Below are 26,464 nucleotides of genomic sequence, written 5' to 3' on the forward strand. Positions count from 1 at the left end.
CCAATTTTATTAAAAGCACATGAATTCTAGAAGAACATTTATAAAACAAGCTGGTTTATTGGCCGCTGCAGCGGCAGTCTTGCCTTCTTGCGCATCTATGGCTAGCCCCAATGGTAAACCTATTGGCTTGCAACTTTATAGTTTAAGAGACGTTATTAAAAACGATATAAAAGGCATTATTAGCAAAGTTGCAGCAATTGGCTACAAGGAGGTAGAAACCTACGGCTACTCTTTAAAAAATGGTTTCTGGGGATTAGACGCCAAAGCTTTTGATGCTTTATTAAAGCAACATGGCATGTCGTCTCCTAGCGGACATTTTGATTTTGATGGTTACGTAACTGGAAAAAACAGCGACGTACTAAAAACGTATATAGATGCAGCTAATGTTTTAAGAAGCGAATATGTAACCGTTCCATATTTACAAGGTGGCGTTCGCTCATCAGCAGACGATTATAAAAAAATAGCAGCGAAGCTTAATGAAGCTGCACAACTATGCAAAAGCGCTGGATTGAAATTGGCTTACCATAACCACGATTTCGAGTTCACTAAATTCGGCAATCAAACTGGTTACGATATCTTATTGGCAGAAACCGATAAAAATCTTGTTGACTTTGAACTAGACTTATACTGGGTAAGCCGAATGAACTTAAGTGCCTTAGACTTGTTTAAAGCACATCCTGGCCGATTTACCATGTGGCACATTAAAGATATGGACAAAACCAAAAAGGAAGTAAATACAGAGGTTGGTCAGGGTTCTATAAACTTTAAAGAGATTTTTACCGGCGCTAAATTAGCTGGCGTAAAACACTACTTTGTAGAGCACGAGTTTAATTACAAACCAAATGAACTTGGTTCTATAGAAACGAGTTATAACTACGTAAAAAAAGAGCTGTTGTAAACAGCTCTTTTTTTATTCCTAAGATTCGTCTGGTTGATCAGAAGCGTGTGCCTCGTCAATCAAATCTTTAATATCAGATTTGCGTCTCTTTGTTGTTTCTCTTACAAAATGCGGAATCTCAGTCTCTGGCGCTAACTCCTCAACTTCTCCTACAATTTTATTTTTTAGCGATGCATAACTATCTCTGACACCATCTCTTACGCCCCTAGCACCATCGCCAATTTTCTTACGCGTATCGGCCCCACTGTCTGGAGCAAATAAAATTCCTAACAATGCACCTGCAGCTAAACCTGCCACTAATGCTACTGCAACATACCCATCGTTAGATTGTTGCTTAAAACACTTCGATAATATTTTTCCGTACTTCATAATTTCAATCTTTTAAAAAAAACAAGTTCCTAACCTTATTGTTTTGCCAAATCTTAATTCAGCCTTGCTGCCAAAACACAGGTTTGCTTAAAACTTTCTGTTTTTCCGTTCAATGCAAAAACATCAAATTTAACAACATACATGCCAATTTTACTCAATTTACCAGAATCATCAAAGCCATCCCAAGTAAAATTACCTATTGTTGAAATAGTGGTATTTCGTTCCAGTTTTTTCACCAGCAGTCCCCTATCCGTATAAATATTTACTGTTGCTATATTTCCCGGTGTCGCAAAGCGATATTCAATATTCAATTGATCATCGAAACCATCGCCATCTGGCGAAAAAACCTTGTTTGCTAACATTACTACATTTTTATTGATGTCGGTTACAAAATTTTGCGAGTTTTTGTAGGTAGGTGTTGCAAAACCTACCGATTGGGCTGCAGAAGTAAAATTACCAGTTGCATTTACATCAGCGTCAAATGATATTCGCTCTAGCGAAACACCATCACCATCTTTTAGTAAACCCATGTGCATTTTTTCACTGTAGCTAAAATTTTCTAAAATGTCTGTCCCATTCATCAAAATAACCGTACCCTTATCATTATTAAAAGAAGGCAAACTGCCCATTTGTATAAAATGATTTTCGAACTGTACTTTGTAATGTTGCTTAATAATTGTTGGATTAGTAGTTAAAACCCAAAAAGTTTTTGCTGGTATATATACCGAATTTGCACTAATATTTTTAATGTTAGCGGGATTTCCACTTGCATCAGCGTTAGCTAGCTGTAAACCTTTAATATCTAAAATCTGATTGGTATTATTATAAATCTCAACAAAATCTACCCCTCCAGTTCTCGGATTTGCCAAAACCTCGCTTAACAAAACATCACCTTTTTTTATAGTGTACGGCGCAACGTAAAAAAAAGAAGCAGTATTTTTAGCACTAATTACGTTGCCTCTTAAATCCTTTACATTAGTTACAGTTAATTTATATTCGCCATTTGGCAAAGCCGATGAAAAATTAAGTTTGTAAGTGTTATTGCCAATGGCCGTTACCGACGATGGCGAACCTATTTGACCAACGTTATAATTAGTGTTTGATAAACCAGATGCAAATTCTAATCGTTCAGAGAAAACGGCTTCTAAAGTATTGGCGTCAATAGCTTTTGCACTCAGCAAGCTAGGAGGCGTTACATCCGGAGTTAATTCGCTAACTGCAAAGTTGTCAAATATAAAGCCTGTAGACCGAGTGGCAGTATATTTACACGAAACCCCAAACCAATCTGTGTTTTGATGAGTAGCGTCGGTTACTGTTCCTTCAGAAACGTAATTTGAACCTGCGGTTATGTCTGTAAAAAGCTCCCATTTTCCAACTGCATCTCGGGTAACCCTAATATTTGCTTGTAACAAATCGGTATTTGCCCTTGGCTTAGTTGCACCATCTATTATTTTGGTTACGGTTGTGCCAGTTTGCCGGTATAAATCATAACTGTCGGCACTGCCACTTTCGCCAATTTGGATAAAATATCCGTTTAAAGCTCCGCCTAAATCCTGTTTATCAGCAATTAAATAAATTCTTGCCTGATTAGCTGTCGATGGATCGAAATCCATCCGCACAAAAAAATCCCACTTGGCATTAAGCGCTAAATAGCTCTCTGTAGCTAACACAACTGTTTGAGCAACAGAGCGTAAAGAACTTTGCAATTGTTTATTTGCGTTTATGTTAAAAGCTCCAGTGTTTCCGATCCAGGTAGGATTTATAGTGAAATTACCGTCAGTAAAGTCGTCAGAAAATTGACCGAATGTAAGTTTAACACTCAGTAACATAAATAAAAGTAAAGTTTTTCTCATATTTGGTAGATATTAAGAATTAACTAAATATAACAAAAAACAGAAAAAAATGAAAGTTGCAGTAGTAGGTGCTACCGGGTTGGTAGGCACCGTAATGTTAAAAGTATTGGAAGAAAGAAATTTCCCGTTAACAGAATTAATTCCAGTTGCTTCTGAAAAGAGCGTGGGTAAGTTAATTACGTATAAGGGTAAACAGTTTCCAATCGTTAGCATGGACACTGCGATTGGAATGCGCCCTGATATTGCTTTATTTTCTGCTGGCGGAAATACATCGTTAGAACACGCCCCACGCTTTAAAGAGGCTGGAACTACTGTAATTGATAATTCTTCGGCTTGGAGAATGGATCCAGCAATTAGGTTAGTTGTACCAGAGGTTAACGCAAACACTCTATCTATCGACGATAAAATTATCGCAAACCCAAACTGTTCTACTATCCAAATGGTAGTTGCATTAAAACCATTGCACGATAAATATAAAATCAAACGTGTGGTAGTTTCCACTTACCAATCGGTTACTGGAACTGGCGTTAAAGCTGTAGATCAGATGATGAACGAGCGTGCCGGCAAATTCGACGGCGAAATGGCTTATGCGCATCAGATAGATTTAAATGTAATTCCTCAAATTGACGTATTTACTGAAAATGGCTACACCAAAGAGGAAATGAAAATGATTAACGAAACCCGTAAAATTATGGGCGACGATAGCATCAGACTAACAGCTACCACTGTCCGTATTCCTGTTATGGGCGGTCACTCAGAATCTGTAAACATAGAGTTCGAAAACGATTTTGACGTTACAGAGGTAACTTCGTTATTAGCTAAAACGCCTGGTATTATCGTTGTTGATGATATTGCGAATGCAAAATATCCGATGCCTAAAGATGCACACGAAAAAGACGAAGTATTTGTTGGTCGTATTCGTAGAGATGAATCAATGCCAAATACTTTAAATATGTGGATTGTTGCAGATAATTTGCGTAAAGGCGCTGCAACTAACGCCGTTCAAATTGCAGAATATTTATTGCATAATGAATTAGTATAAACGAGTAATAAGTTTTACGTTATAAGTAAAAAAGTGGTGTATCAATACATCACTTTTTTTATGCAAATCTAAATTTCGTATAAAAATCAACTTACAATTTAGAGTTGAATTTAAAAACTATTATCTTCCCAAATGAAACAACTTAAACTGATTTTACTACTAATTACAATATCTGCAAATACTTTCGCCCAATTTCCAATTGCGAAACTAGAGCAAGCTTATCAAGCTTTAGCAAACGACGAACAGGCAAAGTATGCCGTTACATCGCTTTGCGTATTAGATGCAAATACAGGAAAAGTTGTTTTCGCCAAAAACGAAAATATTGGTTTAGCAACGGCTTCTACCTTAAAAACAATTACTTCGGCAACTGCTTTTAGCATACTTGGTAAGGATTTCAGATATCAAACTACTTTAGCCTATAGCGGAAAAATCAATTCAGATGGAACACTACAAGGTGATTTGATTATTGTAGGAAGCGGCGACCCGACTTTGGGTTCTTGGCGCTACGAGCAAACTAAAGAAAATACAGTACTAAATTCTTGGGTAAGCGCAATTCGTAGTGCAGGTATCAAAAAAATTGAAGGAAGTATTATTGGCGATGATAGTTTGTTTGGCACACAATCTATGCCCGAAGGTTGGATTTGGCAAGATATGGGCAATTATTACGGCGCTGGTGGAACTGCACTTTCATGGCGAGAAAACCAATTTGACGTGCATTTACAACCCGGTTCAAGCACAGGTTCGGCAGTTAGCGTATCAAAATTATCTCCTTCTATGCCGTATGTTAAAATAATTAATGAGTTAAAAACAGGTTCTGCAGGTTCTGGCGACAATGCTTACGGATTTTTACCTCCGTACAGCAACCTAGCTTATTTGCGTGGCACTTGGGGATTAGGCATAAAAAAAGCAAGTATCTCATTAGCATTACCAGATCCCGCTTACGATGTTGCCTATCGATTAAAAGATACTTTAGTTCGATTAAATATTGCCACAACTAGCGAGGCTACTACCACTAGGCGCTTAGATGCGGATGGCAAAGCTATACCGACCATTACTCAAAAACTTGCTACCACGAGTTCTCCAGATTTAAGTGAAATTATTTATTGGTTTAACAAAAAAAGTATCAATCTGTACGGCGAACAGCTTTTAAAAACGATTGCCTGGAAACAAGGAAAGGCGCCAAGCACAAAAAATGGAGCCAGCGAGGAAATAAAATACTGGAGCGAAAAAGGAATAGATAAAAATGCCTTAAATATTTTAGACGGAAGTGGGCTTTCGCCAGGGACAAGAGTAACTACGATGGCTATGGCTTCCATCCTATTCCAAGCGCAAAAGGAAGATTGGTTTACACCTTTTTATAACTCACTGCCAGAGAACAATGGCATGAAGCTAAAAAGTGGCAGTATAAACGATGTATCGGCATACGCAGGTTACTATACGGCTAAAGATGGAAACAAATACATTGCGGTAATAAACATTAACAACTACAATGGCTCTGGCATTAGCAAAAAGCTGTTTCGGGTTTTAGACGCACTGAAGTAATCGTATATTCAAACTTAAAAATTAGCAATGCAATTCGAACTACGTCCATTTCAAGTTAGCGACTTACAAAGCTTGGTTAAACACGCTAACAATTATAACATCGCTAAAAATTTAAGCAACAAATTTGCATATCCTTACACTCAAGATGACGGCATTAGGTTTATAAATTTGGCATTATCGGCTACGCCTATTGAAATATTTGCTATTGTAATTCATAATGAAGTTGCCGGATCTATTGGCGTACACCCAAAATTAGATATCCACTGCAAAAATGCAGAAATCGGTTATTGGATTGCTGAAGAATATTGGGGAAATGGAATTGTTCCGGAGGCCATAAAACTAATGGTTAACTATGGTTTTAAAACTTTCGACATTACAAGAATTTACGCATCAACTTATGATATCAATATAAAATCTCAACGCGTATTAGAGAAATCTGGATTTGTTCAAGAAGCTTCTTTTAAAGATACACTTTATAAAAATGGCACTTTCCATAACGAAGTAATTTACGCCATTAGAAAACCTACAAACTTGTAAAACTTATAAAAACTATGGGATATTTTATCAAAAACCTACAATCACAAGACGGTCTAATTTCAAATCTTTACACAGGCACAAACGTGGCCCAATTAACACAATTCCTTCATCAAATGATGGCACAAATAGGTTATTCGGTTAAAGAAGAACAGCCTGGAACTATTACTTACGAAAAGGGCAACAGAGTAATGAGGATACTTTTTGGTGCATTTGTTAAATATTTCAAATTTACGGTTACCATAGTGCAAACTGCCGAAAACGAAATTACCATTAACATATTTAAGCAAAGTTCTGGTGTTTCTGGCGGATTAATTGGCATGAATCAAGTTAAAAATGAAATGAAAATGATTGGAACCATGATGCAAACTTTATAGTTACCCTTCCCTACTCGCAAGTAAATAATTAACTTGCGAGTTGAAATTCAACAAAATATCAGTTTCCATGAAATATTTTATTCAGACTTTATTTTTCGCTCTACTTAGCTTTAATATATATGCCCAATCTATAGACGGAGGTTCGGAAAGTGAAGAAAACAATGGTTCAATAGCGAATGCGGAAATTGCTATTATTCCCGAACCTGTAACGCTTGTAAAAAATACCGGTCATTTCGTGTTGCCGACTAACATTGTTATAGAGGCCGCCAAAAATAATCAGCTAAATCAAACTGTTGCTTTCTTAAAAGAACGTTTATCTATTCCAACAGGGCATTACGTTAGTACAATTAGTGTCCCGTCTGCAACTGCTACTATAAAGCTTTTGTTAAACGAAAAAACCGATGCGGTTATCGGCAACGAAGGTTATCAGTTATCAGTAACTCAAAAACACATTATCATAAAGGCAAATAAACCTGCCGGATTGTTTTATGGCGTACAGTCTCTACTTCAGCTTTTGCCAAAAGAGATTGAAAGCAAAGAGGAAGTTAAAGGCATTAAATGGACAATGCCTTGTGTGGAAGTAACAGATTATCCACGTTTAGGCTGGAGAGGATTAATGTTCGATGTGGCTCGCCATTACTTTACCAAAGATGAAGTAAAACAGTACATAGATGCAATGGTACGCTATAAATACAACATTTTGCATTTACACTTAGCAGATGACGAAGGTTGGAGAATTGAAATTAAAGGCTTACCAAAGTTAACCGAAGTTGGTGCTTGGCGAGCAGATAGAACTGGAACTTTCGGCGATTTTATTCCGCCTAAACCAGACGAACCTCGCAGTTATGGCGGTTTTTATACGCAAGAAGATATTAAAGAATTGGTGGCCTATGCTGCAGAGCGATTTGTAAACATAATGCCAGAGATTGATGTACCTGGACATAGTTTAGCTGCCATAGCCGCTTATCCTGAACTTTCCTGCACGCCTGATGCGGTAAACTACAAGGTTCGCAGTGGCGAAAAAATTATGGATTGGAGCCGTGGCGCCCCACCCTTAGGTTTAATTGATAACACGCTTTGCCCGGCAAACGAAAAAGTTTACGTGTTTTTAGATACTGTTTTTACGCAGATTGCAAAACTCTTTCCTTTTGAGTACATACATGTTGGCGGCGATGAAGTTGCCCGTAACTTTTGGGAAAAGAACGATCAGATTAAAGAATTGATGAAACGCGAAGGCCTGAAAACAATCCCACAGGTACAAGCTTATTTTACAAAAAGAGTAGAGCAAATCGTTACTTCAAAAGGGAAAAAATTTATGGCCTGGGATGAAGTTTTAGAGGGTGGCGTATCGCAAAATGCCGCAGTGATGAGTTGGAGGGATATGAAATATGGTGTTGAAGCCTCGAATGCTGGTCATGAAGTGGTAATGAGCCCAACTCAGTATGCCTATATAGATTATATGCAGGCTGATGCCATTACCGAACCTCGGGTTTACGCTTCCTTGCGTTTAAGCAAATCTTACGAGTTTGATCCTGTACCGGCTAATGCCAATGCTAAATTTATTAAAGGTGCACAAGCCAACCTGTGGACAGAGCAAGTTTACAATATCCGTCAGGCAGAATATATGACCTGGCCTCGAGGTTTTGCTATTGCAGAATCGGTTTGGAGCCCTAAAGAGAAAAAGAACTGGCCTAACTTTTTCGCTCGTACCGAAAAACATTTTGAGCGTTTAGACATTGCCGAAACCAAATATGCACCGAGTGTTTACGATCCAATTTTTACCGTTAAACGCAGTGCCGATAGAAATCTTTCAGTTACCTTAAGCACCGAAGTAGAAGGATTGGATATGTATTACAGTTTTGATAATTCTTTCCCCGATCATTTCTATCCAAAATATTCATCGCCTTTGGTGCCACCTATTGATGCAAAAGTTTTAAAAGTGATTACCTATCGAGGTAAAAAACCAGTTGGTAGAATGATGAATATGCCGATTGAAGAACTAGAAAAAAGACCTGGAAAAAGATAGCTCATAAAAAACGCCGTTGACATTCAACGGCGTTTTTTATTTAATTCTCTTCTTTCTTTTTACCAAATAGCCCTCCTAGCTTTTTACCAATTTCACTGGTTACTTTTTCGGTAGCTTTCTTTTTCAAGGTATCAACCTTTTCTTGGGCTTTAGCCTGTAGTTCTGCTTTTTTCTCTGCCACAACTTGGTTAACAACCGTTTTTGCCGTACTCGTGCCATCACCAGGCCCATATTTTAGTTTAATATTTGGCTTTAGGAAAGTTCCGCCCATTACCGCATTAATTTTTACATTATCGCCTAAAGCTACATTACTACCTACTTTACTGTTTAAACCCGCTATTATTGCATTAGCTGCTTCATTTACTTTTGCACCCAGCATCGCCCTTGGTACATTTAAACCTAAGTTATAGTCCATAGATTGATCGATGCCGTTAGAACCAGCGACGTTCATTACCACTCCTTTTGCCTTAATGTCGAACGGAGAAACATTCAATCGACCGTTTTCAATTTTAAACTTCGCTAAAACATTATTTAGCTCTAACTTTTTTAAATCGGTAGCCCCCAACATATTGGCTAGTTTGGTAACCGGTTCAAAACCATCCACTACTGCTTGGATAATGTTTGTAAGTCCGTTTGCGTTTAACGACGAATAAATCGGCATCATTTGTTCATCTAAATCAGAATCAAATTTTAAGCTTGTAGAGAAAGTTCCTTTAGTAAATTTTGCAATTGGTGCTAATAACTTAATGGTATTAAAGGCATTAAAAGCTTGTTGAATATCCATTTTTTCAATACCAAAATCAATATCAACTTTAGGCTTTTTAGGATTTACGGTTGCGTAAGAACCATTCATTTTTACCGTTCCGGCCAACATATTTAAAGCCATATCTTTAAAGTAAATTGCTCTATCTTTTATTTGCAAGGCACCTTTAGCATTGCTGATGTCATATTTGTCGTAATTTACTATTGCAGCTTTAACACCTAAATTAAAATCGATATTTGCCGGCACTTCTATTACACTCATTTTTGCATCTGGAGCCTGTGATTTTGCGGCAGCACTTGGTGGCCCCATTAACTCATTAACATCAACCAAATTAGAGCTTACATTAAAATTTCCTTGTAATAACTGATTTTTCTTAAACACATAATTCAAGTAATTATTAATTGCACCATTTGCTGTAAAATCGCTTTTACCAACTTTTGCCACTAAATTGCTTAGGGTTATGTTTTGCGGACTAAAACTCATTTTAGCAGAAGGAATGCTTACCGGCATCGGAACGTTTTTACCTGCGTAAGTGAAATTATTGGCTTGCATTTGTCCACTCGCTTTAAAATCCTGGTATTGTCCTTTGTCAACAGACGACTTTCTTCCAGCAGCCTGGACATCTGCAATTAACATCCCGGCTAAAGTCATGTCTTTCATTGGGAAAATAGTAGTCAATTGCTTAAGGTCTAAATTTCCTTTTAAAGCCATATCTACAAACGGATCGCTAATTGGGTTTTTAACCAGTAATCTACCATCAATTGGGGCATTGCCAAATTCTAAATGAAAAGCAGGGACATTTACAACTGTATGGTCCATAACTCCATCAGGATTAGAAATGGTAGCCTTAACTTGTATGTTATTTATCGCCGATGGTAAAGAAGGATATTTAATTTTGCCGTTTTCTATTGCTAATTTAACGTTAAAAGCCGGAATAGATTTTTCGTTGTACGTTCCTTTAGCGTTACCATTCATAGAGAATTTGCCGCTTGCATCTAAATCTTTAAAATTAGATGCGTAAATAGCCGGAATTAATGAAAGGAAGTGCTTAAGTTCTGATTTTTGTGCATCAAACTTAAAGTCAACTACCATATCTTTCTCATTAGGCATGGCTAAATAACCTACGGCCGATAGTAGAAGCTCGTTTAACTTTATTTTGTTTTCACCAAAAGTAAACTTCATTTGCTTCATATCTATATCCAATGGGAGTTCTGCATTTAAAGCAACTTTGTTTAGGTAAGGGATACCGCCGTATTTAACCGTTAATTTTTCGATCTCAGAGCTAGTATTTACTGTAAAAACATCTTGCGTAAAATCTCCTTTTCCAGTATGATTCAGTTTATCAGCCTGCATAAAAAAGTTAAGCGACGCATCATCATAAGTTATTTTGCCATTTTCGATCGTATACTTTTGCAATGCTGCCTTAAATGAAGTTTTAGCGGTATCTGTGGCTACAGCAGTATCAGGTTTCATGATGTCCCAGTTTGCTTTACCGCTTTTTAAAACCTTTGCATAAATTGTAGGTTCATCTAAATTAACAGCGTTGATTTCGTAAGTTTCGCCATTAATTACACTCATTAAATTTAAGTTTAACTGCAACTGTTTAACGTTTGCGAGTGTGTCAAGTGCAAAACTATCGGTACCTATTACGGTTAGGTTGTTTAATTTTATGCCCAAATTGGGGAAGGAACTAATTAAACTTAAATCAAATTCCTTAAAATCCACTTTCGCATTAAGCTGATTATTAACTGAGGATTTTACTTTGGCAATAATTTCTTTCTTAAAAACTAATGGAATTATTGCCGCTGAGGCTAATAAAACCACTAAAAGAATACCTAAAGTGATTGCAATTTTTTTTAACATGGATATTTGTGTGCTAGTGTTACAACACTGATTTTGCAAATAATGCGCCAAGGCAACAATTGTTAAATTGATTGTACTAATTAAATTAAACTCACTAAATTCGGTTTCAATATAAAAAATGAGAAAAATATTCCTTTCAGCATTATTAATTGCAAGTGCAATTTCTGGCAATGCGCAAACCCAAATAGATAATTATTTTAAGCTAACACGAAGCAATTTCAACGAAAAAAATGCTTTGGCAACTACTTCCTTTGTCGAGAAATATTTTAGAGTTCCAGGAAATACTGGCTTTAATGCTAGTATTCACTATGTGGAAGATATTTTAAAAAAAGCAGGATATGTTGAACAAAAAATAAATGAATTTGAAGCGCCACTAACCTACCGAATTGAAAAACGCCCAATGAAACGCAACACTTGGGAACCTGTTGATGCTAGCATAACTATTCTGGGAGAAAGCCAAGCCCTACAAGCCTATAAAACCAACAGAAATATGATTCCGATAAATTGCGCATCAACTGCGATTGGTGGCGTTACTGCGGAGGTTGTTTACGTAGGTAAAGGTTCTGCTGGCGAATTATCTGGCAAAGATTTTAAGGGCAAAATTATTTTTGTAGAAGGCGCAGCCGGAAGATTGGTTAGCGTAGCTGCAAAGGAAGGCGCAATTGGTGTTTTAGGTTATTCGATGCCTAAATACAATCAGCCAGAAGTTCACCAAACTTCTATTTCTTTTGGCAGCATGCAGGCAAATGCAGGCATTTGGTCGTTACTGCTTTCTTATGCTACTAAAGAAAAGTTGAAAGCCGCCTGTTTAAAGGGAAAGGTTGAGTTAAAAGTAAATATAGAGACCAAAATATACCAAGCTGAAGAGCTTACAATTGTGGCAAATGTTAGAGGTAGCGTAAAACCAAATGAACGTTTTGTTTACAGCGCACACGTGCAGGAACCTGGCGCAAACGATAACGCAACAGGCGTTGGCACTTTAGCAGAAATGGCTCGTGTTACCGCAAGTTTAGTAAAAAATGGTAAATTAAAACCAGAGCGCACGTTAACATTTTTATGGGGCGATGAGATTGTATCGACCGGCAGATATATTACCGATGATAAAGAACGTGCTAAAGATATTTTATGGGGAATGAGTTTAGACATGGTTGGCGAGGATACTAAAAAGACCGGTGGTTCATTTCTAATTGAAAAAATGCCAGATCCATCAGCAATTTGGACCCGTGGTGAAGATAAACACTCTGAGTGGGGTGCCGGAGATGTAAAAGAAAAGGATTTATTCCCTCATTATTATAATGATTTCATCTACGACATCTGCAAAGCACAAGGAAAATTTGCTAACTGGACAGTCAATTTCAATCCTTTTGAAGGAGGTAGCGATCATACTCCATTTCTGCAAAATAAAATCCCTGGATTATTGATGTGGCATTTTACCGATGTTTTCTATCACACAGATAACGATAGAATTGACAAAGTTTCTGCAACGACAATGAAAAACGTAGGCGTAAGTGCTCTAACCGCAGCGTACACTTTAGTTACCGCTACGGAAAAAACAGCTAGTGAAACCGTTGCACAAGTAAAGCAAGATGCTTTAGTTCGTTTAAAAACCGAATTCGATTTAAGCAAAAAGGCTATCGCTGATGGAAAACCGGCATCTGAAGAAAAACACATTATTGAGGTTTGGGGCAAATACTATGTAGAAACTTTAACTACGATAAATAAAATGCCTGTTAATGCAGAAACTACTAGAGTTGGCTCGGCAATTAAAGTAGCAACCCTAGAATTGGAAAATCAAACAAAGGCTTATTTGGATCAGCTTTAACCCAATTTGTATTGAACTATTAGCGGATTTTGAAGTTCTTAAAATCCGTTAATAATTTGAAATCTTAATTTAGATAATGACCTCCATTTTACTTTGAAACATTTTCATTTTATTAATTTAGCGCAAAAGCAAAGAACATGAATTTCCACACTAGAAAATGGATAAAACCAGAAGACTTAAACCCAAACGGAGGCCTATTTGGCGGAAGTCTTTTAAAATGGATTGATGAAGAGGCAGCTATTTATGCCATTGTGCAATTAGAAAACCCAAAAGTAGTTACTAAATATATGTCAGAAATCAACTTTGTTAGTTCTGGCAAACTTGGCGATATTATTGAAATGGGCATTACGGCAACCGCATTTGGAAACACATCTATCACCATGTGCTGTGAGGTTAGAAATAAAATTACGAGAAAAAGCATTTTAACAATCGATAAAATTGTATTTGTAAATATTAACGATTACGGCGATCCTACGCCACATGGAAAAACAAAAATCAAATACATTGAGGAGCAATTTGAGCAAGAGGGCGACTAAAATACCTGTTTCAAATATTTTTTAAAACCACTAACTTATACAAGTTAAACACCGCAATTTGTCCAAATTCTTATTTGGATAAAGACCTTTTCTATTAAAAAATTATACAAATCGTCAAAAATTAAGCATATCGCTAAAGTTAATTTACCATAAGTTATCTAGCCAAACAGCGCTCTCCAAAACCCCATCTCGACAAATATAAACACCTGAAAATCAGCTAAAATATAAATAAAAATGCTGTTACAGATACAATTTGTCACATTACTAGAATAGCACAAAAATTTTAATTTTCAGACTTTGATAGTCAAAGAAGTTATTTAAATATTAATTTTTAATTAAAATTTAATAGATTTGAAAATTAAACGTTAAAAAGACGATTAATAATTCATCGAAAGAATTTAGGTTTTAAAGCGCAATCACTTAATTACAAAACAGATAGATCCAATTTTTATTTCTTCTCTCTAGGATTCAATGCAATCCAGGAAAGCCAAATTCAAATCATTTTTCAACCAGGTATAAACAACAATTAAATGGCTAAACGATTATTATGCATAAACAAATGCATTTTTATGTTTTTAACAACATTTATTTTAAATGTATTCTTTTTAGAAACAACTAATGCACAAACCGTAAAGGTTGCTATTTCAGGAACAATTTCCGACGACAAAGGCGCTCCAATTCCAGGCGCAACCATTAAAGAGCGAGGCACAACTAATGTTGCAATTAGTGACACTGATGGTAAGTACAAAATTTCTGCTCCAAAAGGCGCAACGCTAGAATTTGCTTTTTTAGGCTTTGCCACAAAAACGGCATTAGTTGGCGACGCATTACAAATTAACATTAGTTTATTAGAAGACGAAGCACAAAATCTAGAACAAGTTGTGGTTGTAGGTTTTGGTACGCAGAAAAAGGTAAACTTAACAGGAGCTGTAGGCGTTGTAGATGCTAAGGCATTGGAGAACCGTCCGGTTCAAAATGTTGCACAAGCTTTGCAAGGTTTAGTTCCAGGATTGAACATCTCTCAAAATAATGGATCATTAGAGAGTTCACCAAGTATCAATATTAGAGGTACCGGTACAATTGGTAATGGATCAAGTGGTGGTCCGTTAATACTAGTTGATGGTATGGAAGGCGATTTAAATGCCATCAATCCTCAAGATATTGATAACATTTCAATTTTAAAAGATGCTTCCGCCTCATCTATATACGGTTCTAGAGCTGCATACGGTGTGATCTTAGTGACTACAAAACGTGGTAAATCTGGTAAAGTGCAAGTTAACTACAATAACAGTTTAAGGTTAACACGCCCTGCTCTTTTACCAGAGATGATGGATTCTTACACATTCGCGACCTATTTTAACGATGCAAGTATCAATGGTGGTAGTGCACCTCATTTTGATGCTGCGGCTTTAAAAAGAATTCAGGATTATCAAGCAGGTATAATCACGGCATCTGTAATTCCAAACCCCAACAACACACAAGTTTGGGGAGATGGTTATGCTTATGGAAATGCTAACAATGATTGGTACCAAGAGATGTATCGTAAGCAAAGTTTCTCGCAGGAGCATAACATCAGTTTAAACGGTGGTAACGAGACAACTACCTACTACCTGTCTGGTAACTTCATGGACCAAGCCGGTATGATGCGTTTTAATCAGGATAATTATGGTCGTTATGGTGCAACTGCTAAGATCAACACTAAACTTTCTGAAAGCTTATCGGCAAACTACACCAATCGTTTTGTTAGAGAAACTTATCGTCGTCCTTCGGCATTAACCAATGGTTTCTACGAGGCCATAGGTAGACAAGGTTGGCCGACATTACCTTTATATGATCCAAATGGATTTTTATATAGCTCTCCTTCACCGGCTTTAGAGATGAGAGATGGAGGTGAAGATAATCAGGTAAAAGATTGGATGTATCAGCAGTTACAATTGGTTTTTGAACCGATAAAAGGTTGGAAAACATTTGCCGAGATTAACTATCGCACACAAACGCAATTCCGTCACTGGGATTCGCAGCAAACATTTAATCATGATGTAAATGGCGTTCCATATTTGTACAAGCGTACTTCGAATGTTAACGAATATGCCTTTAAGCAAAACTATTTCAATACGAATATTTATTCAGAATACTCGAAAAGTATTAATATGCATAATTTTAAAGGAATGGTTGGTACACAGTATGAAGATACCAGGTACCGCGACTTTAATGCTCAACGAGATGGGATAATTGTTAGAGATATTGCAACTTTAAATACTACCACAGGCTTAGATCCTGATGGAAAAGTTATTGCCCCACAGGTTAACGGACAATATCAAAACTGGGCTACTCAAGGCTTCTTTGGCCGTTTAAACTATGATTATGATGGAAAATATTTGATAGAGGCTAATCTTCGTTACGATGCTTCCTCTCGTTTTAGAGCTGGAAGACGTTGGGATTGGTTCCCATCTGTTTCTGCTGGATGGAATATTGCTAGAGAGGACTTTTTCAAAGAAAGATTCTCTTTTGCTAACACCTTTAAATTCAGAGGGTCATACGGAAATTTGGGTAATCAAAATACTAACGATTGGTATCCAACCTACATAGTTATGCCTGTAGGAACAGCTAACGGTGGATGGCTGATAAATGGTTTGAGACCAAATACAGCGAATGCGCCAAACCCAGTAAGTACAACTTTAACATGGGAGACTATTGAAAGTTATAACGTAGGTTTGGATTTTGGTTTCTTAGATAATAGATTAACTGGTTCATTCGACTGGTACAATCGAAAAACAATGGGTATGGTTGGTCCTGCCCCAGAATTGCCTGCTACAATAGGTCGACCTACACCACAGACGAATAATACCAGTCTAAAATCTGTAGGTTTTGAATTTGAAATTGGATGGAATGATCGTTTGAAAAACGGCTTGGGTTATGGTGTTAAATTCCTACTATCTGACTACCAAACAACCGTTACAAGTTATCCTGCCAATTATACTAACGGCCTTGTAACATACAGAGCTGGACAGAAACTTGGAGAAATTTGGGGTTATGAGACTATAGGGATAGCGAAAACTCAGGCTGAAATGGATGCGCACCTAGCAACTTTAACCGGCGGACAATCTTTATTAGGTTCTCAATGGTCTGCTGGTGATATTATGTATGCTGATTTAAATGGAGATGGTAAACTTGATGCGGGAAGTAATGTTTTCGGAGATACTGGAGATAGACGCATTATTGGAAATAACACCCCACGTTACAGAGTCGGATTAGATTTAAATTTAGATTACAAGGGATTTGATTTTAGAGCGTTTTTCCAAGGCGTTTTAAAAAGAGACTATTGGCAAAGTAGTTATTTCTTCTGGGGTGCGACCTCTGACAAATGGTGGTCTACAGGTCTAGTACAGCACACAGATTACTTTAGAAATGACCCTAACAATGCTTTAGGATTAAATTTAGATTCATACTATCCTAGACCAACATTTGGAACTGGTAAAAATCAACAAGCACAAACACGATACTTACAAGATGCATCTTACATCAGGTTAAAAAATGTGCAATTAGGCTATACTTTGCCTCAAAAAATTGTTCAAAAATTCGGTGCACAAAAACTTAGGGTATTTGCTTCGGGCGAAAACCTAATCACTTGGACTGATCTAGCAGAAATGTTTGATCCAGAGACAATTGATGGTGGATCAAATGGAAGTGTTTATCCTCTTCAAAAAGTGGTATCATTTGGTTTAAGTTTAACTTTTTAATTGATAGAAATGAATTTATATAAACATATAAAAATTACCTGTCTAGCTACATGTTTGGCTATAATACTATTAGCAGGTGGTTGTAAAAAGGCATTAGATAAGGAACCATTATCTAACATTACACCAGAAAACTATTTAAACGAAGAAAATCAGCTTTCTGCATATGCGATTGCAAGATACGAAGGCATACTGCCATCCCATGGAAACTGGTCATTTGGAACATTCGGCACCGATGGTAATACGGACAACATGGTATTACCTGTTTTAGATAATAAATTTATTCCTGGTTTATGGAGAGTTGGCGATACTGGCGGAGATTGGGGATTTACCAATATTTATCAGACAAATTATTTTTTGAACGACGTACTTCCAAAATGGAACGCTGGGAAAATTATTGGAAACGCAGACAACATTAAACAATACATCGGCGAAATCTATTTCTTAAGAGCTTTTGAGTATTTTAAGAAGCTTCAAGCGGTAGGTGATTATCCAATTCTTAGGGGTACATATCCTGATAACAGAGAAATTTTAACAGAAATTAGCAAAAGAGCGCCAAGAAATGAAGTTGCAAGGTTCATTATTTCAGATCTAGATTCTGCGATAATGTTGTTGAAGACTGCACCAGACGGTGGAGCAAAAAACAGAATATCAAAGGTTGCTGCTCAATTGGTAAAATCTCGAGTTGCTTTGTATGAAGGAACTTGGTTGAAATACTTCAAAAATACCGCTTTTGTACCCAATGGCCCTAATTGGCCAGGTGCAACTAAAAGCTATAACGCGAATTACCAATATCCTAGTGGAAGCATAGATGCTGAGATACAATATTTTTTAACACAAGCGATGTCTGCGTCAAAACTTGTGGCTGACGCAATTCCCTTGGTTAATAACACTGGCGTTATTGAAGCTCCAAACAACGAAAATCCTTACTTAAATATGTTCGGTGCGGTAAACATGTCAGGTTATAGCGAAGTTTTACTTTGGAGACAATATGCAGCTGGGGTTGTTACGCACAATGTTCCTGTAGCGGCTCAGGCTGGCAACTATGCTGTAGGCTTAACTCGAAGTATGGTTGAAAGCTTTCTATCTGATAATGGATTACCTATCTACGCCAGTGGAAGTAATTATCAAGGAGACGATTACATTGCAGATGTAAGAAAAAACAGAGATGGTCGTTTAAATCTGTTCTTAAAAGAGCCAGGACAAAGAAACATTTTGGTCAATGTTACACAGGGTACACACGGTACACCTGTTGAACCAACACCTAGAATATGGGAATCAAACTATGAACAAAAATACACTTCTGGTTACGCGATTAGAAAAGGTATTAGTTATGACGGCGCACAAAGCAATAATGGACAAGGTTTTACTGGAAGTATTATTTTTAGAGCATCAGAAGCATACCTCAACTATATTGAGGCTAGCTATGAAAAAAATGGTGTAATTGATGCCGATGCAACTAGATACTGGCAAGCTTTGAGAACCAGAGCTAAAGTAAATCCAGACTTTAACCAAACCATTGCTGCTACGGTGATGTCTAGAGAAACCCAAGATTGGGGTGCCTACTCAGCGGGCGCTGTAATTTCTCCGACACTTTACAACATCCGTAGAGAAAGAAGAAATGAATTAATGGCTGAAGGTTTAAGATTTATGGATTTGAAAAGATGGAGAGCAATGGATCAAATGATTGCTACACCTTATCATTTTGAAGGCTTTAAACTTTGGGGACCAATGAGAAGTTGGTTTACCGCAAATCAAATTGTTTTTGGAGCAACCAATAATGCTGCTGTTGTATCTGACCCTGCGTTGAGTAGCTATTTACGCCCCCAAGAAATTCGTTCAAATGCGGATTCATACCGTGGGGCGAGATGGACAATGGCACATTATTTAAATCCAATTGCTACAGCACATTTTAATTTAAGTGCAACAGGTGGAGATTTCTCAACTTCTCCTATCTACCAAAACCCAGGTTGGTCAACAGCTGCCGGTTCTGGTCCAACAGGATTATAATTTAAAATCCTCTTAAAAACAAAAAGGGTTCTCGTTTGAGAACCCTTTTTGTTTTGCCTAAAAACTACTGCTGAAATATCTTCTGCTCCAAAGTTTCCGCATCCAAATCAAATGAATTAACAATCAGCTTTGCTTTATAATAGAATGGATTTCGCTCTGCTAATTTCATATTGATGAAAGCTAAAAGTTGCTCATCGTCCATATCCCTAATTAATGGACGTTTTTGGCGATTATGTAAACGAGAAACCAATTGCGCAGGCTCCATTTGTAAATAAACCGTCGTCCCGTTCTCGTTCATCCACTCCATATTATCAAAGAAACAAGGTAAACCACCACCCGTTGCAACCACACAAGTTTCTGGATAATTGTATGTTCTCAGCGTTTCTCTCTCTAGATTTCTAAATCCAGATTCACCATGTAACTCAAAATACTCGGCTATGGTTTTACCTTCACGTTCTACTATTACCGCGTCAATATCAATTACCGGGCAATTTAACCTGCTGGCTAGTTGTTTAGCCTTTGTACTTTTACCACAGCCCATAAATCCTACTAAAAAAATCTTCATCTTAAATATTGTTCAATTGATAAATGTCTGATTATTTGGCAAAACCGATTACTAAGAAAGTTTAACCCTCGGATCTACCCATGCGTACATTAAATCGACCAAGATATTTACCACTACAAATACAAAGGCGATAAATAAAATGGACCCCATTACTACGGGGAAATCAGACATTTCTAGTGCTGTTACCGTTGTTCTGCCCAAGCCGTTGTAGCCAAAAATATATTCTACAAAGAATGACCCAGCTAAAAGCGACGCAAACCATCCAGATATTGCAGTAATTACCGGATTTAAAGCATTCTTCAAAGCATGTTTATAAATTATCGCATTGCGACTTAAACCTTTTGCTCTTGCGGTTCTGATGTAATCCTGTGCCAATACATCTAACATCGCACTGCGTGTTAATTGTACAATAATGGCTAATGGTCGTAAGCCTAGCGTAATCATTGGTAACCAAAGGTTTTTCCAAGTAATAATTTCTCCTTCAAAAGGATCGTAACTATACAAACTTCCACTCATATTTAAGCCAGTATAATCTGCTAATACAAATCCGAACAACCAAGCGATAATAATTCCCGCGAAAAAAGATGGAGCCGAAATACCTAATATAGCAAATGAGTTAGCAGCATTATCAATCCAAGTGCCTTGTTTTACGGCAGAAACAACACCTAAAAACACTCCAATTATTGTTGCAAAAATCATGGCGGTTAAAGCTAATACAAATGTATTGGGTACGGTTTCAGAAAGTATGGCAGTTACATCTCTCTTGGTTTGATAAGATCTGCGCAGATAAGGCGTTTTTATAACCAGGGCATCATCGCCAATGGCAAATAGCTTTTGATAACCGTATTTATCTTCATTTTCTTTGAGGTTCGGGTGGATACTTAATGGCGATAAATCATTCAAATACAGAAAAAACTGAACCGGCTTTGACCTATCCAAACCAAACTCTTTACGCACTGCATCCAAAGATTGCACATCAGAACGTTGTCCCAAGGTCATTCGAGCAGGATCGCCGGGTAAAATATTAAAAAGCACAAAAACAACCAAGATAACACCCGCCATTACAGCGAAACCGTACAGTATCTTTTTAAGTGCGTAGGTACCCATTTACTTCGAGAAATATTGTTCTGCCAATTTATCAAATGATGGCAAACTGTTATAATGCCATTTTTGTACAACAACGCCATTTTTCAAAAGCATAACACCAGGATTTGCCCTAACCATACTTTTTAACGGAACAGCGTCTGCGTAAAAAACCTCCATAAACAGTTTCATTTTTGTACTAAACTCATCCGCATCCTGTGCCGAGTTTGAAGTTAATAAAACCGTACGAATATTAAACTGCTCAGCGGCATTTAAGGCCAATGCATTTGTTTCGCCAATAGCCTTTTCGTTAGCATTATCTAAACTATAAGCTACCACTACTAAATTATAATACGGGTTTTCGATTATTTCTTTGGTATAATCAGTTCCAGATGCATCGGTAATTAGTAAATCTTTAATCTTAACATCGTAGCCCTTTTTAATTAGTTTCTTTTCTGGCGTGCCTACAACTTCCCAATCTTCATCTTTCCAAATTTCCAATTTCATGTAGTCCTTATCGCTCATGGTTTTGGTTTCACCAGTTTTCTTATGCTTAAGCTGATACATAATCAGATACTCGTCTTGTGGTGCTCCCTCTGGTATTTTCATATTCTCAGGTATACTTGCGCCAACTTTATAAGGTAGAAAATCTATAATCGGTAAAAAATTATACGTAAACGTTCCAAAAAATAACGAAGCGGCAAAAACGGCCGAAAATAATCCGCTTTGCCAACCTGGGTGGTTGGTTACAGGCTGAATTAGTTCTCGTTTAAGATACAAATAAATGATCATCAGCAATAAAACAAGATCTTTGCTAAACGATTGCCACGGAGTTAAAGGAATTGCATCGCCAAAGCAACCGCAAGAAGTTACTACTTTAAATGCGGCAGATACAAACGTTAAAAATGTAAAAAAGATAATAAGCGCTAGCAAACCTTTAGTAACTGTATTTTTCCAAAAACCGAAAAGCAATAATGCGCCCAAAACTATTTCTAACACACATAAAATGATAGCTATACCAGTTGCCCAACCATTTAAAAACGAAAGGTGAAAGACATCAAAATACTCTTGCAGTTTATAGCCAAACCCTAAAGGATCATTAGCTTTAATTAAACCAGAGAATATAAATAGTATACCAACAAACCATCGTGAAAAAATTAGGGTTAATCTCTGCATAATTATTGTGTATAGGCTTAAATTTCTATTTTACATCGAGCTTTATGAGCGCAAAAACGGCATAGTTTAACATATCCTGGTAGTTGGCTTTTACACCTTCAGAGGCTACGGTTTGCCCCAAATTATCTTCAATTTGTTTTACCCTGAAAATCTTCATCAGAATTAAATCGGTTAATGAGCTAATGCGCATATCTCTCCAAGCCTCTCCGTAATCGTGGTTTTTGGCAAACATCAATTCCTTGGTTTCATTTACACTTTTATCAAATAAGGTTTCTACCAATTGAACGTCCAACTCATTTGGGTCTTTGTCTGTTAACTCCAGTTGCAACATAGCAATTATGCAGTAGTTTACAATACCTATATATTCTGAAGTAACATCCTCTCCTACCTTAGAAATTTTCTTTTCTTCTAGTGTTCTGATGCGTTGTGCTTTAATAAAAATCTGATCAGTAATAGACAAAGGCCTTAAGATGCGCCAAGCCGTACCGTAATCTTTAGTTTTTTTTAAAAAAAGCGATTTACACACCGCTATTACGTCGCTATATTCTTGTGATGTATTTACTGGCAAAACAATTAAAATATTTAGTTTAAAGGTATTTTAATACCTATTTTTGTATTAAATGATGGCTAAAGATACATTTTTAAACCGAAAACTTACATTAAATAGCAAAGGTACGCTGGTTGATCTGACTAAGCCATCGGTTATGGCAATTTTAAATATTACTCCCGATTCTTTCTTTGCCGGCAGTCGTGCTAGTGGGATAAGAGATGCTTTAAAAAAGGTTGAAACTTTTATAAATGAGGGTGCTAAGTTTATTGATATTGGTGCTTACTCATCAAGACCTGGCGCCGCTGATGTTAGCGAAAAAGAAGAAATTGAACGTTTAATTCCAATCCTAAAAGCTGTAAATTATGAGTTTCCTAACACTATAATATCTGTAGATACTTTCAGAGCTAAAGTAGCAGAGGAAGCAATTTTTTCTGGAGCAAATATTATAAATGATATTGCCGGAGGCGATTTAGATGCGGAAATGTTTAATACTGTTGCAAAACTTAAGATACCCTACATTATGATGCACATGAAAGGTACACCACAAAACATGCAACAAAATCCTGTTTATGAAGATGTAGTTGCAGAGGTCTTTTCTTATTTTAATACCAAAATACAGAAACTGAGAAATTTAGGTATTAAAGATGTGATTATCGATCCAGGTTTTGGTTTTGCTAAAACAATGACGCACAATTACCAACTATTGCAGCAAATGGAAAGCTTAAATGTATTTGAGCTCCCATTATTAGTTGGTTTTTCTAGAAAATCAATGATTACCAAGGTTTTGGACATAAAAACAGAAGATGCCGTAAACGGAACTAGCATCTTAAACACCATCGCTTTGCAAAAAGGCGCAAATATTTTACGAGTGCATGATGTTAAGGCGGCAATGGAGTGCATTAAGTTAAACGAAAAGGTAAACAACCCATCTAATTAGCTAGCTTTAGAAAATTTGAGAATTTTTTTTTTAAAATTCCGACGAAATACTGCTATAAAACTCGCTCATTTATAAATTAGCCAGGCAAATTGATTAACTTGTGCTCAAATGAAGAGTTTTGATTTCGACTTTCTGATAGATAAGATCACTTGGATGAGCATAATTGACATTATCGTGGTGGCGATACTGTTATATTACGTTTATAGCCTAATTAGAAACACACTTGCCGTAAATCTTTTATTAGGCATGCTGATTATCTTCTTGTTTTATCATTTAGTAACCAGCTTACACATGGACCTGCTCTCTAGCATCATAAATAAATTTATGAGCGTGGGAATTATGGCTATGGTTATTATTTTTCAACCAGAAATCAGGCGCTTTTTACTACATATAGGTAAAAGCACTTTCTTACAGAAAAATAAAGCTTGGTGGGGATATCTTTTCGGAAGTAAGGATTTAGAACGCGATAATCTGATTAGAATTAAACCGATAATAGATGCTTGTAAAAGCATGAAAAAAAGCAGAACAGGCGCATTAATTATTTTTGTGAAGTATTACGATGATGAACTTTTTAACAACAGCTGTGAATTAATTGACGCTAAAATTTCTAAACGTTTGCTTGAGAGCATATTCCAAAAATACAGTCCGCTACACGATGGCGCAGTTGTTATATCGGAGAATAAAATCAAAAGTGCCAGTTGTATATTGCCACTCACAGATAACGATAAGCTTCCTCCACAATTTGGCTTGCGTCACCGAGCTGGCATTGGCGTATCAGAAACTACAGATGCTGTTGCCGTTATTATCTCTGAAGAAACTGGCGAGATTGCCTACGCTAAACAAGGTAGGGTAAGAATGAATGTTTCTTTTGGAGAACTAGAGAAATTGCTGAATAAGGACTTTTAGAGCAAGGAGCAACAAGGAGCAAGGAATAAGGAGCAAGGAGCAAGGAATAAAGAGCAAGGAATAAAGAGCAAGGAACAAGGAGCAAGGATTAAGGATTTAGGATTAAGGATTTAGGACAAAATCACAATAAAAACTAGCTATAAATTCACTTAGGTAGCTGCGGTGCTAAAATTTAGAAACAAAAAAAGGAGCAAAAATTAGAGATAAACATCTTTAATCTTTGCTCCTTTATCTTTTATAGTCTAATTAGCAATATTGCTCAAAAGCGCCAATTAGGCTATCAGCAATCATTTGCGCAGGGCGACCTTCAATTTGATGACGCTCAATCATATGTACTAATTTGCCATCTTTAAATAACGCCATTGATGGAGATGAAGGTGGAAATGGCATCATATAACCTCTAGCTCTATCTACCGCTTCTTTTTCCATACCTGCAAAAACGGTTACCAATTTATTTGGGTGTTTTGCATTTGCTGCCGCTAATTTTGCCGCCGGACGAGCATTTGCAGCAGCACAACCACATACAGAGTTTACCACTACAAACACAGTACCTTCTGCTTTAATTGCACTGTCTACCGCATCAGCAGTTTTCAATTCTTCAAAACCTACATTGGTTAACTCGGCACGCATTGGCTCTACTAAATATTCTGGATACATTTCTTTATCTTTTAATAATTGATGCTGCAAAGATAAGAAATAAGCTTCGCTTAAATTTATTGCTAAATAAAATAACAATTTACTGACGTATAGACCACAAAAAAACGGCTTACTGTACGTAAGCCGTTTTAGGAAAATATAAGATGAGCTTATTGCATTCCTCTTAACACGTCCTGCATTGCTTGTGGGTCGCTTAACATAGCTGTACCAAACATTGCAATAATTGCGATGTAGTAAACTAAAGTTAAAATATTAAGAACTAAACCAACAATAGCACAAACTCTACCTGCATTTAAGTTTTTAGATGAGCTTTCGGTATAAAGCGTTGGATTTGCTGCATACAAGGCTCTATCTTTTTTGCTTAATACCAAAGCAATAATTGCTGGTATTAAACCAAGAATACCATAACAGCAACATAACACGATAGATAAAATACCTAACACTAATACTACAGTAGCATTCGGCAATGCTTGTTGCATACCAAATCCGCCGTTGTTTGGCGTAAAACCACCGCCATTGTTTGGAGGAAAGCCACCATTATTCGGTGGAAAACCGCCGTTGTGCGGTTGAAATGGAGTAGGCTCTACTGGCGCCGCAGGCGGAACTACAGGCTCTGGAGCCGGCGTAGATTCAGGCGTACTTTCTGGGTTTAACCCCTCTTCTTGTTCGTCTCTTTTTTTAGGATTTTCTTCTGGTAATTGTTCTTCAGACATAGTTTTAAATTAATTGGTTGTTTAGTATTTTGTAAATGTAATTAGCAACTATTGTAATTGTGATAGCAATATAAAGCATTTTTATAATAAATGCTCCGTTTTTGAAATCAAATTTTAAATGAACTGCCGTAAATATTAATAAAACTACAATAAAAATTGTAGGCGGATAGAATTTGAAAGAAGCTGTAAAATTGCCCTGTATAAGCTGAACGAAGGATCTTTGCAAACCGCAACCTGGGCAATCTATGCCTGTTGAAGCTTTAAATGGACATGTTAAAAGGTGATGCTCCAGCCAATGAATAAAGCCACTACCTTCGGTTAAAACAATAAGTAAAACAATAGCAAGCTTGGCTTTCATGGTAGCACGAAAATATAGATTATGCCGTTGCTACACAAATTTTGTTAAATAAACCTGATCAAAGCGAGCACGACGGCCAATTTTCTTGGCCTAGTAAAGCGATGAGCAGGGCTAATTTAGCCAAACACTACTGACATTGTTTTACTA

General features: G+C 36.9%; 22 protein-coding genes. 12 read left to right on the plus strand and 10 right to left on the minus strand.

What is annotated here, in order from left to right:
• Nucleotides 1-19 precede the first annotated feature (19 nt).
• On the plus strand, nt 20-898 hold the full coding sequence (locus tag DUT69_RS15930; RefSeq protein WP_113654261.1) for a sugar phosphate isomerase/epimerase family protein: 879 nt from the start codon (nt 20-22) through the stop codon (nt 896-898).
• Between the two features lie 18 nt (nt 899-916).
• On the opposite strand, the gene DUT69_RS15935 is transcribed toward DUT69_RS15930, so the two are convergent.
• Together DUT69_RS15935 and DUT69_RS15940 are read right to left on the minus strand one after the other, a co-directional pair.
• Entirely contained in the window at nt 917-1,267 is a 351-nt protein-coding gene (locus DUT69_RS15935; RefSeq protein ID WP_113654262.1) for a YtxH domain-containing protein, read from the minus strand.
• A gap of 53 nt (nt 1,268-1,320) precedes the next feature.
• On the minus strand, nt 1,321-3,120 hold the full coding sequence (locus tag DUT69_RS15940; protein ID WP_113654263.1) for a lamin tail domain-containing protein: 1,800 nt from the start codon (nt 3,118-3,120) through the stop codon (nt 1,321-1,323).
• 49 nt (nt 3,121-3,169) lie between these two features.
• On the opposite strand from DUT69_RS15940, the gene DUT69_RS15945 reads away from it, so the two are divergent.
• The 5 genes from DUT69_RS15945 to DUT69_RS15965 all read left to right on the plus strand — a co-directional run bounded on the left by DUT69_RS15945 (nt 3,170) and on the right by DUT69_RS15965 (nt 8,641).
• Entirely contained in the window at nt 3,170-4,162 is a 993-nt protein-coding gene (locus DUT69_RS15945; RefSeq protein ID WP_113654264.1) for an aspartate-semialdehyde dehydrogenase, read from the plus strand.
• 132 nt (nt 4,163-4,294) lie between these two features.
• On the plus strand, nt 4,295-5,704 hold the full coding sequence (gene dacB / locus DUT69_RS15950) for a D-alanyl-D-alanine carboxypeptidase/D-alanyl-D-alanine endopeptidase (protein ID WP_113654265.1): 1,410 nt from the start codon (nt 4,295-4,297) through the stop codon (nt 5,702-5,704).
• A 27-nt stretch (nt 5,705-5,731) separates the two neighbouring features.
• Nucleotides 5,732-6,241, plus strand: coding sequence for a GNAT family N-acetyltransferase (locus DUT69_RS15955; RefSeq protein WP_113654266.1), 510 nt, complete (start codon nt 5,732-5,734; stop codon nt 6,239-6,241).
• Nucleotides 6,242-6,255: 14 nt separating this feature from the next.
• On the plus strand, nt 6,256-6,615 hold the full coding sequence (locus tag DUT69_RS15960; protein WP_113654267.1) for a hypothetical protein: 360 nt from the start codon (nt 6,256-6,258) through the stop codon (nt 6,613-6,615).
• 67 nt (nt 6,616-6,682) lie between these two features.
• Entirely contained in the window at nt 6,683-8,641 is a 1,959-nt protein-coding gene (locus tag DUT69_RS15965) for a beta-N-acetylhexosaminidase (protein ID WP_113654268.1), read from the plus strand.
• 40 nt (nt 8,642-8,681) lie between these two features.
• Here the strand turns inward: DUT69_RS15965 and DUT69_RS15970 are convergent, their stop codons facing one another.
• On the minus strand, nt 8,682-11,267 hold the full coding sequence (locus DUT69_RS15970) for an AsmA-like C-terminal region-containing protein (RefSeq protein WP_113654269.1): 2,586 nt from the start codon (nt 11,265-11,267) through the stop codon (nt 8,682-8,684).
• A gap of 118 nt (nt 11,268-11,385) precedes the next feature.
• On the opposite strand from DUT69_RS15970, the gene DUT69_RS15975 reads away from it, so the two are divergent.
• From DUT69_RS15975 to DUT69_RS15990, 4 genes are all read left to right on the plus strand, one after another.
• Nucleotides 11,386-13,089 carry a M28 family peptidase gene (locus tag DUT69_RS15975; RefSeq protein ID WP_113654270.1) on the plus strand — a complete coding sequence of 568 codons (1,704 nt, stop codon included), beginning with the start codon at nt 11,386-11,388 and terminating at the stop codon, nt 13,087-13,089.
• A gap of 137 nt (nt 13,090-13,226) precedes the next feature.
• Entirely contained in the window at nt 13,227-13,625 is a 399-nt protein-coding gene (locus DUT69_RS15980; RefSeq protein ID WP_113654271.1) for an acyl-CoA thioesterase, read from the plus strand.
• A gap of 569 nt (nt 13,626-14,194) precedes the next feature.
• Complete coding sequence (locus DUT69_RS15985; protein WP_113654570.1) at nt 14,195-17,365, plus strand: SusC/RagA family TonB-linked outer membrane protein; 3,171 nt, start codon at nt 14,195-14,197, stop codon at nt 17,363-17,365.
• 54 nt (nt 17,366-17,419) lie between these two features.
• Nucleotides 17,420-19,372 carry a RagB/SusD family nutrient uptake outer membrane protein gene (locus DUT69_RS15990; protein WP_205314291.1) on the plus strand — a complete coding sequence of 651 codons (1,953 nt, stop codon included), beginning with the start codon at nt 17,420-17,422 and terminating at the stop codon, nt 19,370-19,372.
• Between the two features lie 64 nt (nt 19,373-19,436).
• Here the strand turns inward: DUT69_RS15990 and DUT69_RS15995 are convergent, their stop codons facing one another.
• Genes DUT69_RS15995 through DUT69_RS16010 form a run of 4 tightly spaced genes read right to left on the minus strand, consistent with a single transcriptional unit; the run spans nt 19,437 to nt 22,764 of the window.
• The gene (locus tag DUT69_RS15995; protein WP_113654273.1) at nt 19,437-19,937 is read right to left on the minus strand and encodes a shikimate kinase; all 501 of its coding nucleotides are present in this window, start codon (nt 19,935-19,937) and stop codon (nt 19,437-19,439) included.
• Nucleotides 19,938-19,988: 51 nt separating this feature from the next.
• Entirely contained in the window at nt 19,989-21,044 is a 1,056-nt protein-coding gene (locus tag DUT69_RS16000) for an ABC transporter permease (RefSeq protein ID WP_113654274.1), read from the minus strand.
• Nucleotides 21,045-22,196 (minus strand): BT_3928 family protein, encoded by a 1,152-nt coding sequence (locus tag DUT69_RS16005; protein ID WP_113654275.1) that lies wholly within the window; start codon nt 22,194-22,196, stop codon nt 21,045-21,047.
• Nucleotides 22,197-22,221: 25 nt separating this feature from the next.
• Nucleotides 22,222-22,764: a DUF1599 domain-containing protein gene (locus DUT69_RS16010; RefSeq protein ID WP_113654276.1), complete on the minus strand. Its 543-nt coding sequence runs from the start codon at nt 22,762-22,764 to the stop codon at nt 22,222-22,224.
• 136 nt (nt 22,765-22,900) lie between these two features.
• Between DUT69_RS16010 and folP the strand changes: the two genes are divergently transcribed.
• On the plus strand, nt 22,901-23,683 hold the full coding sequence (folP, locus tag DUT69_RS16015; protein WP_317047220.1) for a dihydropteroate synthase: 783 nt from the start codon (nt 22,901-22,903) through the stop codon (nt 23,681-23,683).
• A 108-nt stretch (nt 23,684-23,791) separates the two neighbouring features.
• Nucleotides 23,792-24,589 (plus strand): diadenylate cyclase CdaA, encoded by a 798-nt coding sequence (gene cdaA, locus DUT69_RS16020; protein WP_113654277.1) that lies wholly within the window; start codon nt 23,792-23,794, stop codon nt 24,587-24,589.
• Between the two features lie 246 nt (nt 24,590-24,835).
• Here cdaA and DUT69_RS16025 read toward each other — a convergent pair whose 3' ends face one another.
• The 3 genes from DUT69_RS16025 to DUT69_RS19585 form a co-directional block, all read right to left on the minus strand.
• Nucleotides 24,836-25,246, minus strand: coding sequence for a BrxA/BrxB family bacilliredoxin (locus DUT69_RS16025; protein ID WP_113654572.1), 411 nt, complete (start codon nt 25,244-25,246; stop codon nt 24,836-24,838).
• A 149-nt stretch (nt 25,247-25,395) separates the two neighbouring features.
• Nucleotides 25,396-25,959 carry a CCC motif membrane protein gene (locus tag DUT69_RS19385; RefSeq protein ID WP_205314292.1) on the minus strand — a complete coding sequence of 188 codons (564 nt, stop codon included), beginning with the start codon at nt 25,957-25,959 and terminating at the stop codon, nt 25,396-25,398.
• A gap of 4 nt (nt 25,960-25,963) precedes the next feature.
• Nucleotides 25,964-26,317, minus strand: a complete 354-nt coding sequence (locus DUT69_RS19585; protein ID WP_113654278.1) for a DUF2752 domain-containing protein — start codon at nt 26,315-26,317, stop codon at nt 25,964-25,966.
• Between the last annotated feature and the right edge of the window lie 147 nt (nt 26,318-26,464).

Source organism: Pedobacter namyangjuensis (genome assembly GCF_003313325.1).
Classification (GTDB): Bacteria; Bacteroidota; Bacteroidia; order Sphingobacteriales; family Sphingobacteriaceae; genus Pedobacter; species Pedobacter namyangjuensis.

Excerpts from the sequence above, each read along its gene's own strand:
- DUT69_RS15985 (WP_113654570.1), top strand. The coding sequence starts at position 14,195 with ATGTTTTTAACAACATTTATTTTAAATGTATTCTTTTTAGAAACAACT.
- folP (WP_317047220.1), top strand. The coding sequence starts at position 22,901 with ATGGCAATTTTAAATATTACTCCCGATTCTTTCTTTGCCGGCAGTCGT.
- DUT69_RS15970 (WP_113654269.1), bottom strand. The coding sequence starts at position 11,267 with ATGTTAAAAAAAATTGCAATCACTTTAGGTATTCTTTTAGTGGTTTTA.
- DUT69_RS15995 (WP_113654273.1), bottom strand. The coding sequence starts at position 19,937 with ATGAAGATTTTTTTAGTAGGATTTATGGGCTGTGGTAAAAGTACAAAG.
- DUT69_RS15935 (WP_113654262.1), bottom strand. The coding sequence starts at position 1,267 with ATGAAGTACGGAAAAATATTATCGAAGTGTTTTAAGCAACAATCTAAC.
- cdaA (WP_113654277.1), top strand. The coding sequence starts at position 23,792 with ATGAAGAGTTTTGATTTCGACTTTCTGATAGATAAGATCACTTGGATG.
- DUT69_RS15965 (WP_113654268.1), top strand. The coding sequence starts at position 6,683 with ATGAAATATTTTATTCAGACTTTATTTTTCGCTCTACTTAGCTTTAAT.
- DUT69_RS19385 (WP_205314292.1), bottom strand. The coding sequence starts at position 25,959 with ATGTCTGAAGAACAATTACCAGAAGAAAATCCTAAAAAAAGAGACGAA.
- DUT69_RS15960 (WP_113654267.1), top strand. The coding sequence starts at position 6,256 with ATGGGATATTTTATCAAAAACCTACAATCACAAGACGGTCTAATTTCA.
- DUT69_RS15955 (WP_113654266.1), top strand. The coding sequence starts at position 5,732 with ATGCAATTCGAACTACGTCCATTTCAAGTTAGCGACTTACAAAGCTTG.
- DUT69_RS19585 (WP_113654278.1), bottom strand. The coding sequence starts at position 26,317 with ATGAAAGCCAAGCTTGCTATTGTTTTACTTATTGTTTTAACCGAAGGT.
- DUT69_RS15975 (WP_113654270.1), top strand. The coding sequence starts at position 11,386 with ATGAGAAAAATATTCCTTTCAGCATTATTAATTGCAAGTGCAATTTCT.
- DUT69_RS15940 (WP_113654263.1), bottom strand. The coding sequence starts at position 3,120 with ATGAGAAAAACTTTACTTTTATTTATGTTACTGAGTGTTAAACTTACA.
- DUT69_RS15945 (WP_113654264.1), top strand. The coding sequence starts at position 3,170 with ATGAAAGTTGCAGTAGTAGGTGCTACCGGGTTGGTAGGCACCGTAATG.
- DUT69_RS16025 (WP_113654572.1), bottom strand. The coding sequence starts at position 25,246 with ATGTATCCAGAATATTTAGTAGAGCCAATGCGTGCCGAGTTAACCAAT.
- DUT69_RS16000 (WP_113654274.1), bottom strand. The coding sequence starts at position 21,044 with ATGGGTACCTACGCACTTAAAAAGATACTGTACGGTTTCGCTGTAATG.
- dacB (WP_113654265.1), top strand. The coding sequence starts at position 4,295 with ATGAAACAACTTAAACTGATTTTACTACTAATTACAATATCTGCAAAT.
- DUT69_RS15930 (WP_113654261.1), top strand. The coding sequence starts at position 20 with ATGAATTCTAGAAGAACATTTATAAAACAAGCTGGTTTATTGGCCGCT.
- DUT69_RS16005 (WP_113654275.1), bottom strand. The coding sequence starts at position 22,196 with ATGCAGAGATTAACCCTAATTTTTTCACGATGGTTTGTTGGTATACTA.
- DUT69_RS15980 (WP_113654271.1), top strand. The coding sequence starts at position 13,227 with ATGAATTTCCACACTAGAAAATGGATAAAACCAGAAGACTTAAACCCA.